General features: G+C 45.8%; 15 protein-coding genes and 1 pseudogene. 12 read left to right on the forward strand and 4 right to left on the reverse strand.

Annotated elements, in window-relative coordinates:
* Positions 1 to 58: 58 nt before the first annotated feature.
* The 4 genes and pseudogenes from NYE54_RS16250 (at position 59) to NYE54_RS16265 (ending at position 3,989) form a co-directional block, all read left to right on the forward strand.
* Complete coding sequence (locus NYE54_RS16250) at positions 59 to 601, forward strand: MarR family transcriptional regulator (RefSeq protein WP_339273211.1); 543 nt, start codon at positions 59 to 61, stop codon at positions 599 to 601.
* 43 nt (positions 602 to 644) lie between these two features.
* A pseudogene (locus NYE54_RS16255) lies at positions 645 to 973 on the forward strand (ABC transporter substrate-binding protein); the annotation flags it as partial.
* 244 nt (positions 974 to 1,217) lie between these two features.
* A complete protein-coding gene (locus NYE54_RS16260; protein WP_339273213.1) occupies positions 1,218 to 2,273 on the forward strand; it encodes a LacI family DNA-binding transcriptional regulator in 1,056 nt (351 codons plus the stop codon).
* Positions 2,274 to 2,294: 21 nt separating this feature from the next.
* A complete protein-coding gene (locus NYE54_RS16265) occupies positions 2,295 to 3,989 on the forward strand; it encodes an NPCBM/NEW2 domain-containing protein (protein WP_339273215.1) in 1,695 nt (564 codons plus the stop codon).
* Between the two features lie 208 nt (positions 3,990 to 4,197).
* Here NYE54_RS16265 and NYE54_RS16270 read toward each other — a convergent pair whose 3' ends face one another.
* A complete protein-coding gene (locus NYE54_RS16270; protein ID WP_339273514.1) occupies positions 4,198 to 4,752 on the reverse strand; it encodes an XRE family transcriptional regulator in 555 nt (184 codons plus the stop codon).
* A gap of 120 nt (positions 4,753 to 4,872) precedes the next feature.
* On the opposite strand from NYE54_RS16270, the gene NYE54_RS16275 reads away from it, so the two are divergent.
* Entirely contained in the window at positions 4,873 to 5,460 is a 588-nt protein-coding gene (locus tag NYE54_RS16275; protein WP_339273216.1) for a LysE family transporter, read from the forward strand.
* An 87-nt stretch (positions 5,461 to 5,547) separates the two neighbouring features.
* On the opposite strand, the gene NYE54_RS16280 is transcribed toward NYE54_RS16275, so the two are convergent.
* Complete coding sequence (locus tag NYE54_RS16280; protein ID WP_213647333.1) at positions 5,548 to 6,480, reverse strand: L-lactate dehydrogenase; 933 nt, start codon at positions 6,478 to 6,480, stop codon at positions 5,548 to 5,550.
* Positions 6,481 to 6,746: 266 nt separating this feature from the next.
* Complete coding sequence (locus NYE54_RS16285) at positions 6,747 to 7,385, reverse strand: thioredoxin family protein (RefSeq protein WP_339273217.1); 639 nt, start codon at positions 7,383 to 7,385, stop codon at positions 6,747 to 6,749.
* A gap of 260 nt (positions 7,386 to 7,645) precedes the next feature.
* Here NYE54_RS16285 and NYE54_RS16290 point away from each other — a divergent pair, with 260 nt between their 5' ends.
* The 3 genes from NYE54_RS16290 (at position 7,646) to csaA (ending at position 10,562) form a co-directional block, all read left to right on the forward strand.
* Positions 7,646 to 9,067 carry a PLP-dependent aminotransferase family protein gene (locus tag NYE54_RS16290; RefSeq protein ID WP_339273218.1) on the forward strand — a complete coding sequence of 474 codons (1,422 nt, stop codon included), beginning with the start codon at positions 7,646 to 7,648 and terminating at the stop codon, positions 9,065 to 9,067.
* A gap of 115 nt (positions 9,068 to 9,182) precedes the next feature.
* Positions 9,183 to 10,058, forward strand: a complete 876-nt coding sequence (locus NYE54_RS16295; protein ID WP_339273219.1) for an arylamine N-acetyltransferase — start codon at positions 9,183 to 9,185, stop codon at positions 10,056 to 10,058.
* Positions 10,059 to 10,232: 174 nt separating this feature from the next.
* On the forward strand, positions 10,233 to 10,562 hold the full coding sequence (gene csaA / locus NYE54_RS16300) for a chaperone CsaA (RefSeq protein ID WP_339273220.1): 330 nt from the start codon (positions 10,233 to 10,235) through the stop codon (positions 10,560 to 10,562).
* Positions 10,563 to 10,605: 43 nt separating this feature from the next.
* Here the strand turns inward: csaA and NYE54_RS16305 are convergent, their stop codons facing one another.
* Entirely contained in the window at positions 10,606 to 11,970 is a 1,365-nt protein-coding gene (locus NYE54_RS16305; protein WP_339273222.1) for a PLP-dependent aminotransferase family protein, read from the reverse strand.
* Between the two features lie 140 nt (positions 11,971 to 12,110).
* Here NYE54_RS16305 and NYE54_RS16310 point away from each other — a divergent pair, with 140 nt between their 5' ends.
* The 4 genes from NYE54_RS16310 (at position 12,111) to NYE54_RS16325 (ending at position 15,434) form a co-directional block, all read left to right on the forward strand.
* A complete protein-coding gene (locus NYE54_RS16310) occupies positions 12,111 to 12,449 on the forward strand; it encodes a hypothetical protein (RefSeq protein WP_339273223.1) in 339 nt (112 codons plus the stop codon).
* 35 nt (positions 12,450 to 12,484) lie between these two features.
* Complete coding sequence (locus tag NYE54_RS16315) at positions 12,485 to 14,521, forward strand: penicillin-binding transpeptidase domain-containing protein (RefSeq protein WP_339273224.1); 2,037 nt, start codon at positions 12,485 to 12,487, stop codon at positions 14,519 to 14,521.
* An 83-nt stretch (positions 14,522 to 14,604) separates the two neighbouring features.
* Positions 14,605 to 14,997, forward strand: a complete 393-nt coding sequence (locus NYE54_RS16320) for a VOC family protein (RefSeq protein WP_339273225.1) — start codon at positions 14,605 to 14,607, stop codon at positions 14,995 to 14,997.
* Positions 14,998 to 15,020: 23 nt separating this feature from the next.
* A complete protein-coding gene (locus NYE54_RS16325) occupies positions 15,021 to 15,434 on the forward strand; it encodes a GNAT family N-acetyltransferase (RefSeq protein ID WP_339273226.1) in 414 nt (137 codons plus the stop codon).
* Positions 15,435 to 15,526: the final 92 nt, after the last annotated feature.

Here is a 15,526-nt window from a genome sequence, read left to right on the forward strand (position 1 = left end):
TTAGCTGTAGCAGATAAGGACCGGCATACGGAGGTTCATGACCCGAGAGAGGAGCGACATGGAAGAGAAGGATTGGGATTTATTGGAGGAGGCCGATTGGCATTTTCGCAAAGTGGTACGCAGGTTTGTCAAAGAGCGTGACAAAATCTCGGTAGAAGGCATCTCACTGCCAGGCTTGCTGATTCTCAACACGATATTCCGGAATGGTGAACAGAGGCTTGGTGAACTGGCGGAACAGCTCGATTTCACATCCGGAGCGGTAACGGCGATATGCGACAAGCTGGAGACTTCCGGATTCGCGATCAGAAGGCGGAGCAAGACAGACCGGAGAGCGATTGCCTTAGACATTACAGAAGCAGGAAGACAGATGCTGCAGCGTAACGAAAATGTTGGCGGGTACATGATTGAGCTGATCTTCGGCGCATTCTCGTACGAGGAGCTCAGGGAACAGATTCATTATTTTAAACGGCTCAATGAACATCTTGAAGGTTTCTCGGATTCCGTGCTGCGACAGTGCGCATTATCCGCCGAACCCAACAAAGGAAACGTTCAAGGTCATCGCGGCTCCTTGAAACGTTCGAATGCATTTATTTCTTACTAAACTCAAATTTGAAAGGAAGTTGTGACGATGGGACATCCGACGATTTATCCAACAGGTAGACGTTGCATTCGGAGCGGACTTCCCGCTCCTGAACGCTGTCAGCAAAGGCGATTACTCCATCTTCGCTTCATCCGGAACAGCAACGGATTTTAGCGCGAGCGAATGGAAGCTGTTCGTTCGTAAAGAGATCGGGAGCGCTGTCGATCTCAAGGGAAAAAGTTTAGTTTCTCAAGAGGCACTTTCATCCCCTATCTATGGGATGTTTATTTGGCTGAAAACGGGGTTGCGTTCTCGGATGTGGAACTAATCGGACAGGGAGGTTTCGACGAGGCGTATGTGGCTCTCAAACAAGGCGACATCGACGCCGCCTGGGGCCCGTGACTACACGCTTAGATAGCGGGTTCAATACGGTCTCTTTTTGTCCATTTTAAAATGTAATCTTGTGAGGAGGGGATACGATTAAAACATCTTATTATTTTTTCGTTGGTTCATTTGCAGCAAATAATGAAAAAAATTGCGCAAAAAACGTTGAATAATTTGCCAATGAAGTATAATATTGCAACAAAGGGAAGGATAAGCGTTTTCCAAAATTTCAATAGACAGGTGTTATGCCGAAATGAAAATAACTTTAAAAGACATTGCCGACCATGCAAATGTATCTATTTCTTCTGTATCGAGGGCTTTAAACAACGCAAACTCAACAGCACTTGTAAACGACCAAACGCGTCTGCGCATTATTCAAGCTGCCAAGGACCTGGGTTACCATAAGTTTAACAATTCACTGCAAAAAAACGAAAATTTTTCAGTGAATAAAAAAGTTCCAAAGAGAGTGGGACTCGCTTTATATGATGTAAAAGCTAAATACCAAGATCCTTATTTTTCAGAAATCATTTACGGGATCGAAAGTGAATTGATTGATCAAGAATGTATATTGGACTTTACATTTGAGGTGCAAGATATTTTCAATTTCAATTTATTTGGGGATATGAACGAGAGTGACTTAGGAGTTATTTGTATCGGACCGCTTAAGCATGATTTTATAGATGAGCTTAATAATCGGGTTCCATTTGTCATATCGGTGGGCGGAATACCTAAGCTGGACATTGATTATGTTACGGTGGATTTTCGCAATGCGGCAATGCAAGCAGTTCAATATTTGGTAGATCTTGGTCATCGAGATATCGCTTATATTGGCGGAAGCTCTCAAGTTGGAATGCCGATTGATCAAGAAGAACGTTTCTATGGATATAAAGAAGCGATGGAGTTGAACCATCTTGACATTGTTCCGGAGTGGGTTCAAGACGGCTGCTTTGATCTGACCAAGAGCTATGAAGCCATGAAAAAAATTTTAAACACGCAGAGTCCGCCCTCGGCCGTATTTACAGCTAGCGACAAAATGGCATTTGGGGCGTACAAGGCAATTGGTGAATATGGGCTATCGATTCCAAATGATATATCTGTTGTTTCTTTTGATAATGTCGAAATGTCAGAATTCATTAACCCTCCGTTAACAACGGTACAGGTTCACAAGGAGGAAATGGGGAGAATCGCAGTCAAATTACTGCTTCAGCGCATGGAAGGGGGGATACCTTTGCCATTGATCAGCTATTTGCCGACAAAACTAATGGTCCGCAGTAGCTGTACCGAGAAAAGCGAAGTGAAAACTATATGAACGTTTGAGGAGGGTATAATAATGAAAAAAGTAATGGCTTGTCTCGCTTTAGCCGCTTGTATGCTTTTCCCCTTGGGTGCTCCAGTGCACGCGCAATCAGCCCAAGAGGACATAAAAGCAAATGATAAAAAACCAAAAGCAACCTTTCAAGTGATCAGTGACCTGCATATTAGGGATACATCGTTCTCTCATAACAAGCTTTTGAAAGCGCTTCACGATCTGCATTCCATTGACCCGCAGGCAGATGCTATGGTCATCAACGGAGATATAACGAATAACGGTTATCCGGAAGAATATGCAAAGGCTCGCGAGCTTCTTGATCAATCTCCTAAACCGATGAATCTGTATATGACCATTGGGAATCATGAGTTTTTTAATGGAGCTGGAAATGAGGTGAACACCAGTCGGTTCGCAGACTTTATCGAAGAGGAGCATGTGTATTACGAGAAAATGGTGAAAGGCTATCCTTTTATATTCCTTGGCTCTGAAAGCTGGGGGCCTGTCGATTCTCCCGCCAAAGACGATGCCTATCTGAGCGACGAGCAGTTGAATTGGCTGGAAGATACTTTGGAAAAACGCAGCAAGAGCGAGAAGCCTATGTTTGTTTTTCTTCATCAGCCCCTTTCCGCCGTATATGAAGCAGCAGAAAAGCGTCTAACCGATCTCTTCTCGAAGTATCCGCAAGTTATTTTATTCTCTGGCCATACCCATCGGGATATGCGACTTCCAAATATTAACCTAACACAGAATGAATTTACGAGCATCAATACAGCTTCTGTCTATTATACAACCTTCGCACCGACAGTAAACTGGGACGAAAGCCAAGGATTGTATGTGCAAATTTACGATGACAGGGTCGTAGTCCAAGGACGTGACTTTTACCGTAAGCAATGGATTCCCGAAGCGCATTACACGATTGATGTCCAATCGGCAACAACATTTTCTTATCGTAATAACTACGTTATTCCGGGTGAAACCGCCCTATTAACCACAAAATTTACAAATTATGGACAAAACACGATCGAGGCCATCCAAGTGGACTTAACGGCCCCTGATGGTTGGAGTGTAGAGGCAGTAACCGATCCTCTGGTCACCCATCTTTCGCCTGGAAGTTCGATTGATACAGATTGGCGTGTGACGCCCCCTGATATTGCTGGGCCTGGATTCGCAAAATTAGATGCAGCCGTTTCATTTGAATATGGGGAGAATAAGCAAACAGAATGGAGTGCCGACTCTATAGTATGGATACCAGAACGGCTCCCAGCTGCCGATTCTTATGTAAGTGATGTGGAATGGATTCATTCCGCAAATCATTGGGGGCCCGTAGAACGGGATCAAAGCAACGGTGAAAAAGCAAAAGACGACGGAAAAACCATAACTATTGGCGGCGAAGAATATACGAAAGGCTTAGGTGTGCATGCGAATGCTGAGATTGCTTATTATATAGGCGGCAACTTCTCGACATTTACCTCAGATATCGGAATCGATGATGAAGTTGGAAATAGAGGGTCGGTCGTCTTTCAAATTTGGGCAGACGGCGAGAAGGTATATGACAGCGGGCTTGTTACCGGATCTGATTCCGCCAAAAAAGTTCATGCTGATATCTCCGGCGCAAACGTACTGAAACTGGTCGTCACTGATGGCGGAGACGGCACTGGCTACGACCATGCGGATTGGGCAAATGCCCATATTGCCAGATCCGATGTAAACAGCTAGGAAGGCTAATAAAAAGGGTCAAAAGGCACCCCATCTCCGGTCATTTCCGGATTTGGGGTGCTATGCATACCTTGAATTACATACATGAACGCTCGGCTGGACCCTTTGGCAGTCTGATTGCGATACCGGCCGGACTCATCATCGGAACAATATACGAAGCAGCAGTTCCCTCTTATGGAGGGGGCTGCTGCTTTTTCAAATCTCCTGGTTATTTGGAATAATGGATCACCATGCTTAACCGGTTTATGGAGGTGCCGGAATTATGGTAAACATGAGGTTTATCGGCCTTAAACCGAATGGATTTACCTGGAGTCACCGTATATTCCTCGTTATCGACACGAATGGTAAGCTCTCCTTCGAAAACAGTAATAAACTCTTCCGTCCCCTCAATGTGAGCCTCTGCACTTAAATAACCGCCATGCTCCATTTCTAATGAATACATCTCGAAGCGTCGTCCGTCCTCATATGGAAAATATGGATAAATCCGAACTTTTCCGTTATCCTCTACCAGCGCTTGTACCTCTTCTTGAGATACCACGACCGTTTCGGAATGAGGCTCATTGATCAATGATGTAAAAGAAAGCTTTAATCCGTTCGCGATTTTCCATACGGTTGTTATGGAGGGGCTCGATTCTCCGCGTTCGATCTGACCCAGCATCGTCTTGCTGATTCCGGTCATCTCCGCGACTTTATCCAGGCTTAGCTTCCTTTGCTCCCTTAGCAGCTTCAAGTTATTCGCCAGTATTAAATGAATGGGCTTCAACATCATACACCGCCTTTTTTATAGGTTGTGCGTTATAACGAACATAATGTATAATTATAACGTACGGACGCTATAACGCACAATTATAACTACTATAACATATGTGAAAGGAGGGAGCGAGTGTTCATCGTTCCGCTGTTGACTTATGCCATTGTCGCGTCTTTTACGCCCGGCCCCAATAATATCATTTCGATGACGAATGCACGGAGCCACGGATTTAAAAGAACAATGCGCTTTATCGGAGGGGTAGCGGCTGGATGCCTGGTCATTATGTTGTTGTCCAGCTATTTCAATCTGGTATTATATCCATTCATCCCGAAGATTAGGTTTGTCATGAATATCATCGGATGCCTGTACCTGATCTATCTTGCTATTAAAATCATGCAGAGCAAGCCGCAAGATGCAGATGATAAGGCGCGTGGATTCAATACCTTTTACTTCGGATTCATCTTTCAGTTCATGAATCCGAAGGTTATTTTATACGGGATTACGGCCATATCGACTTTCGTCATGCCCATCTCCACATCCCATGCGCAGTTGTTATCATACTCGTTCTTGCTCACGATCGTCGGCATTTGTGCCAACATGACCTGGGCGTTGTTCGGTTCGCTGTTCCAGCATCTGTTAACCCGATATGAGCGCCCGTTTAATATATCGATGGGATTGCTTCTGCTTTACAGCGCATTTTCTATTTATGCCGCCAACTGATACGCTCGCTTCATCGTGGTGTCATCGACGCTTTAACTAAAAGAACAAGGCTTCCCGGATTACTCATTCGGAAAGCCTTGCCTTGTTTTATTCGAAAATGTTGGAGATTTGTTCTTTCAGTTTGTTAGCGGATGCATGGAACTGGTTTAGTTCCTCGTCATTTAACTCAAGATTCAGAATTTCCCGAACCCCTGTACGATCAACCACGCAAGGTACGCCTAAGTATACATCAGACACACCGTGGTAGTCCGTCAGCAGCGTGGATACATTGAGAACGGAACCTTCGTTTTGCAAAATGGAGACGATAATCCGATCGAGCGCCAAGGCGATCGCATAGGAAGTGGAGCCCTTGGCGTTAATGATTTCATAAGCCGCATTCTTGGTGCGGTCGAAAATATCCTCTTTTTCCCCGTCTGTCAGATCGATCCCAATCCCCGCGATGTTGGCAATGCTCCAGAGCGGCAGCTCGGAATCGCCGTGTTCCCCGACGATATGGGCGTGTATGCTGCGCGGATTAATGCCTTTGTTTTGTCCGATCAAATACCGGAAACGGGCGCTATCCAGCAAGGTACCGGAACCGATTACGCGATTGACCGGGAAGCCGCTCTTCTTCAACGTGACGTAAGACAAAATATCAACCGGATTTGTAGCCACAAGAATGATGCCATGATCATTGTATTTCACGATATTTTGGATAATGTCGTCAAATATCGCCGTATTGCGCTTCAATAAATCAATTCGGGTCTCGCCAGGTCTTTGGTTGGAGCCTGCGGCAATGACAATGATGTCTGCATCCTTGCAATCGCTGTAATCTCCAGCCCAAAGCTTCACGCCTCCGGCAAAGGGGAGACCGTGATTCATATCCAAGGCTTCACCAAGAGCTTTGTCATGATTCGCATCGATTAATACCAGTTCAGATACTCTCTCTCGCAAGAATAAGGTGTACGCAGTCGTTGCTCCTACAGCTCCTGTACCGATGATCACCACGCGGGACGGGCGCTGAGCTTCTTTTTTTGTCATAAGTGTTTCTCTCCCTTGTACTGAGTTAATGAAATTTGGTGAATGGTTGTACTTCTAATGACTTACCTTATTAAGTGGCTGCGCGAACTGTGACTCCCTAAGGCATCGTCGATAGTAATGATAACATATTCAGGAAGATTTAAGCAGCGGGAATGTGATTTATTTCATCCTGCATGTTCATTATGTAACTTTGACAATGTTAGAAACCACACTCCTACATTACATATTGAATCAAGGGGAGGGGATCACACTTTCGCCAAAGGTGGTCATAAGTGCTTATCGGCAATTCTCTCACGTATAAACGAAGTGAATCGTTGCTTTAATTCCTGAATCATGACTTTCTGATATTCATTACCGTCATGGTAGAGATCGCCGATCTTCTTGTACGTTTGGTCCAGTTGTTCTTGATAGGCTGAGGCTTGTTTATCGGGATAGTTCCTTTTGAACTCGTCCATGACGTTCTGGATGTATGCCGGTCGAGCGCCCCAAGTTCCGAATACCTCTCCGGTGCTTGCATGGAGAAAAACTGCAATCGGATGGGCGCGTCCGCCATCCGTGAGAAACAGATCCATAGTCTCCATATGATCTTCCATGATGAGCACTTCAGACGGGATACGGCTATATTCCAATATTCTAAACAGTACAGGAACATTCCATATGACATCCGGACACCAATCCGTACAGAGAATCAGGCAGTGCAGTTGGTTGAATGGGTTTCGCTCCGAAGTGAAGAATTGTTCACTCTCTTTATTCTCCCACTGGAAGCGATCATATACCTGTCTAAATAATTCCTTCGTATTAGGGACGCTGCTCAATTTCATTTCCCGAATCTTCATATTCTCCATAAATTGTAGAGGCGTTAAACCCTGGCCGATTTTGTGTTGGAGATGGATGGGATGAGTCATAGGATCATACGTCCTTTCATAACGTAATAGATTCATATTGATATACATCCAAGCTTGCATTAACTTAAAACAAAACTGACCACATAAAAATGGTCAGTTTTTATCTGTTTAAGAAAGTCAGATGTTAATGAATGTTGTATGATCGATTGAAGAGCTTCGTGACGGGGGACGAGCAACTTGGACTGGATTTAATGTATAATTCAGTAAACCTATCTATCATTGCCAGTGAATTTTATTAAGAATGCCTGAGGTGGTCCAACTTGTTTGATATTCTTCTACCTGAGCAAAGCGAATTCCCGTTATACCAGCAGTTATATCAGCAAATTCGTGAGGGTATCCGTAATGGCACCATTCTCGACGGACAACGTTTGCCTTCCGTTCGTGCCCTCCAGCTGCAGCTCAATATAAGCAAAACGCCGATCGAGACGGCTTATCACATGTTAACGTCAGAAGGGTATGTGGTCAGCAAACCGAGGTCGGGGCTATACGTCATGAATCCATATAAGGAACTATCATACCACCATGAGCAGCAGCCTCCTTCTATAACAACGTTGTCTGTCATGCATTCTTATGCGCATTCGAATCATGGGTTTATTGACTTTAATCCCACTCGATTAGATCAAGCGTCTTTTCCGGTAAGAACCTGGAATAAAATACTGAAGGAAGCGCTGGAACAACATGTGAGTGAAATTGGAATGTATGGAGATCCGCAGGGTGAACACGGGCTTCGCACGGTGATTTCCGAATATTTACGGAATTCCAGAGGGGTTCATTCAACACCTGATCAAATTGTGATAGGCGCCGGAACAGCTTATAGCATGGGGCTTCTTGCCAGAGTGCTGCCAGGGCTTAGGCATATTGCTTTTGAGGAGTCGGGTTACAGCTTGGTACGAGATCAATTTCAACTGAATGGCTGCGATTTACTTCCGATTACGCTTAGCGATAAGGGAATCTCGCTTGACCAGCTGGAGTGCAGCCACGCACAGCTCGTATATGTCACACCTTCTCACCAATTCCCGACGGGAAGCATCATGCCTTATCCGGAGCGGAAACGATTACTGGAGTGGGCCCATGCCAGAAACGCATACATTATCGAGGATGATTATGACGGCGAGTTTCGCTACCAGGGAAAACCCATTCCTTCCCTGCAAGGATTGGATAATAACGGGCGAGTCATATATGCCGGCACCTTCTCGAAAGTGTTGACTCCGACATTGCGAATGAACTATCTTGTTCTGCCACCGGCGCTGCTGAATCAAATATCCCACATGCGGCAGGAAGTGTTCTTTGCCCCTTCACGCGTGGAACAGTGGGCAATGACCGCGTTTTTTGAACAGGGGCATTGGTACCGTCATATTCGTAAAGTGCGTAATCTGTACAGGAAGAGACATCATCAGTTGATTGAGTTGATCGAGACTTACCTTGGCGGGTTTGTTGAAGTTACCGGTCAGAGTTCAGGACTCCACATTCAGCTGATCGTTAAAAAGGAAGTGACCTCAGAAGAATTGATTCAGGAGGCCGCGAAAGTCGGGGTTATCGTATATGACCTGCGAAAAATGTGGATGAACCACGAGCAAGATGCGAACCAGTTCCCGAGGTTATACATGGGATTTGCAAGCTTGACCGCAGCTGAAATGGAATCGGGAATTCGGCTTCTGCAAAAGGCTTGGAACATGGATTGAACACTGTATGAACACAGTATGTTATTAACCTGTCTTTTATAAAATATCAAAACTGACCCTTTCATAAGGGTCAGTTTGTTGTTTATGATAAGCAAAAAAAGTAGGAGTGCATGCTATGATCACCCAAAGTGAGGTAAAGGCATATTTAAACCGTTTAGGCATCTCGGATATTCACGCTCCTACGAAGGAATATTTGTTCGAGCTCCATAAAGCCCATGTGGAGCGAATACCTTGGCAGACCTTGGATATTTTTGCTGGGAAGCCGACATCCATCGATATACAAGAATCAATACAACTGATGATCCAGCATCGAAGCGGGTATTGTTTTCATCTGAATGGAGCCTTTACCGTGCTTCTTCGAGCCTTAGGTTATAAGGTGGATTGGCATCGTGCTGGAGTACAGGCATTAGGACAAGAACCTCGGATTAACGGCTTTCATCTCGGAATAACGGTAAGTCTATTGCATGAACAACTTGGAGAAGAAGAGCGGTGGCTCGTAGATGTCGGTCTGGGCGATATGCCCTGGGAGCCGATCCCATTGAAATTCGGAGAATATATACAGGGACCTTTTCGATATGTGCTTGAGCCGTCTCGCATAACGGATTGTGGCTGGAGGCTGATTCATGATCCCCATTATTCTTATGTAGGCGTAGATTATGCCCCTGATGTTGTGAACAGCCTGGATATGTTTAAATCAAACCATGCATTTTATAGCCAATCACCGGAATCTCCATGGATGGATCTGTTCATTGTCAGGCAACGGCACGAGCTGGGCATGAATGAACTCAAAGGCTGCATATGGAGAAAGTGGAGCGGCAACGCCCTGGATATGGTAGAGATTTCATCGAAGTCGGAATGGTTCGAGATCCTGGCGGACATATTTAATGAGCCGCTCGTCAACTATTCCATAATCGAACGGGACCTGATATGGGCTAAGGTATGCAAGCAGCATCAGAATTGGATGAAGCTTATGGAGAATGAGCGAGTATAGAAGACGTCGAATGCTACTCCTTAATTCGGTTCTTGAGGTGTCTATTGCGGCATAGAACACGCTAAACCAATCTGTCACTTGAATACCCAGAAACACAGGTGGTAAGATGGTACATAAAATTCGGGTTGTGAAGCCTGATTCGCCTCATAACCCTAGCTGTAAGGAGATTTATTCATGGCAACCATCGATGATTTCACCAAACTGGATATTCGGATCGGGACGATCGTGGAAGCAGAGCCTTTCCCGGAAGCGCGCGTTCCGGCCATAAAAATGAAGATTGATTTCGGCCCGCTCGGGATCAAACGCACAAGTGCCCAGATTACGAATCGATATGAGGCGGACACCATCATAGGTAATCAAGTGGTAGCTATCGTCAATTTTCCGCCTAGACGCATTGCGGGCTATCAATCCGAAGTGCTCGTCCTCGGCGGGGTACCGGAACAGGGAGACGTCGTGCTTCTGAAGCCGGATGTCGATCTGCCGAATGGAACTCCCATCGCTTAAACCTATTTCATCTGTCGGTCCGGTCGCTTGCGGCTTGGTCCGACTAGATGAACCTCACCTCGCTTCGCCTTTTCAACAATTCTGCGGCTTCTTCTGCAATTTTCTGAACACCGATTTCGATTAGTTCCTCCTTCACCTGAGATACGCTCAGTCGTATCATGTATTCGTTCTTAAACTCAGGCAAGAACATGCTGCTGGCATCCTGAACATAAACGTTCTCATTCTCCAGATGGTTAACCAACTGATATGCTTTCAATGGCTCCGGCAGCTGGATCGTGGAATAAAATCCGGATGGCGAACCCGTAAAGGATAGGAAGGGCGGCAGATGAGTTTGGTAAGCCTGCTGGAGCAAAGCCCCTTTTTTACTATAGGTCTGCCTCATCTTCTGAATATGTGCACGGAACATCCCGTTCTTCAGATAAATTTCGAGTGCGCCTTGCATGAGCACGGGACTATGTATGTCCGCAGCGTGCTTCGCTCGCTGGAATATTTCACTCATCTCTTCGGGGATCACGGCCAGGCCCAGCCTTAGTCCGGGGAGCATGACTTTGGAAAAGCTCTTCGTGTAGATCACCCTACCGGACGGATCGTAGGCAAACATCGGATCATGTTTAGAATCCGGATCCAAATCTCCCATATAGTCATCCTCAATGATATAGACATCATACTTCTGCGCCAGTTCAACAATCCGCTTCTTCTCCTCATTGGAATAGCTGTAGCCTGTAGGGTTATGGAACCTGGAGACCGTATAGAAAAACTTGATATCCCGAGTTTTAAAAATGTCCTCCAGCCGCCCAAGGTCAATTCCGTCCTTCGTAACCTCAATCCCGTATGTCACGGCTTGATGAATCTTGAGGGAGTCCATCATGCTAAAATGCGTGGGCTGCTCCACGCAGATATGGTTCTTTCCGTTAGGAAAAGGGAGGGAGACGAGCAGATGGAGCGCTTGCTGCGAACCAGACACCACAAAGATCCTCTCAGGAACCGTGAAGACCTGTAAGTCGAGTAAATGCCGTGCTAACTCAACACGGAGCGACTGCAAACCCGCAATCTGGGAATAGGTGAACAACTCTTCTTTATATATTTCAATCGCTTGGTTCATGCAATGCTGAAAGTCTCGGTAGGGCATGATCGTTTTGTCAGGTCCCGCAGATCGGAAATCGATCACTTGATCCATGGAATTCGAGCGGTTTATGTTTACTCTGCCCTCAACGATATAGTAACCACTCTTGGGAACAGCATAGATGATATGTCTCTTTTCCAATTCAGCATAGGCCCGTATGGCTGTGTTTTTGCTGCATGAATAGGATTCTGTCAAAGCACGGATGGATGGCAGCTTACTGCCGGGTTTCAATAGTCCACCCTGTATTTGACGTTCAATTGACTTTATAATGTCGGTGTATTTCATATCTCGTAATTCCTCCAATCGTTCTGTACGGGTACAGAGCCGGAAAACATGCATTCTCACAACAATACACTATAAGTATACTCTACAATACAGCATGCTTTGGTTAGAGATTGTTGTTAATTGAGAAGGCAGGGATCAGGATGGACTCTTTTTTACGTAATGAATATGTATTGACACTTATGGGGTTGGGATTGTTTCAACTGTGGGCATATCGCGCGAAGAAATCGACAAGGGTGAAATTGCTCCCTCCGATCATTGCCATCATTTTATGTTTATTATTGATGGTGAGCAACGCTGCCATCATCTGGGTTATCCTCCTTATTCCGATTATGGAGGTCTCTCTGTGGGGCTTGCTTGCTGTTGCATTAATAGAAACGGGGATAACGTTTCATCGGAAACAGCATGCCAAGTTGTTGATGTTGATTGGGATGGATTGTGTCATGATCATGATCATTTTTATCGTTTGGAGAACGATGTAATGACGATTAATTATGGGATCTGAGGAGTGGAAGCGATGTATTTTAAATGGATAGGGGTCTTCTTGTGCCTGAGTTTAGTGCTAATACATACGGGTTGTGATCGCAACAAGGAATCGGATCCGACAGAGATTGCGAAACAGTATGTGGAATGGTGGGAAGAAGGCAGCTATGAATCGATGTATGATCTGCTGTCACAGGAGTCCAGACAGGAGATGACAAAGGAAGAATTTGCAACGCGATTACAGACCATCTATGAAGGGATTGGAGCAGAAGACCTCACCATAAAGCCTGACTTTACGCCTAAGGAAGGAAGCGAAACAACGGATGAGCGAGTGTTCTATCCCTACCAAATCCAATTGGAAACATCGGCAGGTCGGGTGCAGGCAGAAGGTTCGTTTGAGCTTTTAAAAGAGGACAATCAAACCAAGGCTAAGAACCTGTCTTGGCGAATAGTATGGCATCCTTCCTTGATTTTGCCGGCCATGGATGCCTTGGATAAAGTGAATGTGCAGACGTTACCATCCAGCAGGGGAGAGATCTTGGATCGTAATGGTCACGGTTTGGCCATTAATGGCACGATTGAGGTCATCGGTATTATTCCGGGGAAGCTGGGTGACGATGGAGAACAGACCTTGGATATGTTGGCTGAACGGTTGGGAATTTCGACCGAGATTATAAAGCGAAAGCTGGATGCGGCGTGGGTGAAAGACGATCTGTTCGTACCCATCTTGAACCTGAATGCGCAGCAGGGCAGAATGGATTATAGTGATTTGGCAGGCGTTGAAAAGAAGAATGAACGTGCTCGAGTCTACCCTTACGGTGCGGCGGCAGCTCATCTAACAGGCTACATCCGACAAGTGACGAAGGAGGATATGACCAAAGCACCCGAGGCGCAGTATGGACCGAATGAACTTATCGGTAAATCAGGGTCCGAGCAAGTATATAATGAGGTGTTGCGCGGCCGGGACGGTAAGCGGATATCGATCGTGGATTCCTCGGGTCAGGTAAAAGAAATCGTAGCCGAGAAGAAAGCGGTAAATGGTCAGGATATCCGTTTAACCATTGATGCTGAACTTCAACAATCCATATATGCTTCATTTCGTGAGGATGCAGGTACCGCAGCGGCCATTAACCCCAAGACCGGAGAAATTTTGGCATTGGTCAACAGCCCGTCCTATGATCCCAATGCTTTCATCGTTGGATTATCGTCAGAGCAGTGGGATGAATGGAATCACAATCCGGATAAGCCGCTAATGAATCGTTTTACTAAGCTGTATGCTCCGGGCTCGGTATTTAAACCGATCACGGCTGCGGTTGGTCTGAAGCTTGGGGTCACTACCCCTGGAAAGGTCAGGGAGATCCACGGCTTGCGTTGGTCTAAAGACCCGAGCTGGGGAAATTATTACGTGACTCGCGTGAAGGAAGTTCCCGTCCTGAACCTGAGAGATGCTCTTTTGTATTCAGATAACATCTATCTGGCGCAGGAAGCATTGGAGATCGGTGCAGATGCTTTATTGAAGGAAGCTGTAAAGTTCGGCTTCGAAGAGGCATTGCCGCTTCAATTCCCTTTTCCGAAAGCAAGCTTGGCTAATAAGGGGATGAAAAACGAAATTCAGCTCGCCGATTCCGGATATGGTCAAGGGGAAGTGCTCATGAGTCCTTTACATTTGGCACTGGCTTATACTCCCTTCATTAATGGCGGGAAGCTAATTCAGCCTGTGCTAGATTCATCAGAGCAAGAGAAAGGGCCTAAGGAAACAAGAGAGGTGTTGGATTCGCACACTGCCCAGATCATCAAGGATATGCTCGTTGATGTGGTTCAGGATCCCAAAGGTAGCGGACATGGTGCTGATATTTCAGGTATTGAAATTGCAGGCAAGACGGGAACTGCCGAACTGAAAATCAGCAAAGCCGAAAAAGGACAGGAGAACGGCTGGTTCGTTGCGTTTGACACGACAGAGTCCAAGCTCCTGCTCGCGATGATGGTAGAGCATGTTGAAGGACGGGGAGGCAGCGGGTATGTCGTGAACAAAGTCGCGCCGATCTTGCGAAAATATTACGGGAAAAAATAGCTTGATAATAAGCTAACGAAAAGCTCTTGTTAAGCGAACTGGACGGTTGTAATATGGAATAAAAAATAGTCGGAGATGATCTTATGAGCAAGATTCAATTTGCAGTCCAAGTTCGATTGGTATCAGATCTTACCCGTTCCAAACAGTTCTATGAAGAAGTGCTGGGTTGTGAAGTGAATGACGTTTGGGCGGTAAGGGATGATTTTGCGCTCGGCTTCAAGCTGATCCAGGCGAAATCGAGTACAGATGTCACACCCAATCCAACAGGCAAGGACCAAGAGACACCATGGGATACATATGCATACGTGGATACTCACCACGAATTGGATGAATTGTATGAGGAACTGACTTCCAGAGGTGCCGAAGTGGTACAGGAGCCTGTATTAATGGAAGCAGCCTGGGGTGTGTGGAAGGATTTTGCGATTCAAGATCCGGACGGCTATGTGATTGCATTTGGCTCCGGGAAGAGAGACTAGGTGATGGAATGAGGAAAATCGACATGAAGCAGGTCCTTATTAGCAGCGACCCTTCCTTGTTGGATCTGGACGTCATTGTACATTTCTTGCGGCAAAGCTATTGGGCTAACGAGCGCTCCGACGAGAAAATCAAGAAATCGCTAGAAGGTTCTACATGTTTTGGAGCATATTTCGGCAACCAACAGATCGGCTTTGCTCGCGTGGTGACAGATGGCGCAACCGTCTATTGGTTGTGTGATGTGTTTGTGGAAGAGGCATATCGGGGGCAGGGTGTGGGGAAGAAATTAATCGAAACGATTACGACCCACGAGGATTACCGAAATTTGTTCGGTATATTATCTACGCGGGATGCCCATGGTCTATACGAACAATATGGTTTTGTCCGCGATCACGGAAAAACGTTGACTCGAATGCCGGACTTTCGTAGGAAAGACTAGTTTAATTTACTCGTATTCAGTGTTTACCTCGGTAAAATTCTATCAATCCTTCGGATATGAGGACGGTATCATAAAAGGGTTTTATAAAAGTT

It is taken from the genome of Paenibacillus sp. FSL K6-1330, assembly GCF_037976825.1.
Classification (GTDB): Bacteria; Bacillota; Bacilli; order Paenibacillales; family Paenibacillaceae; genus Paenibacillus_AQ.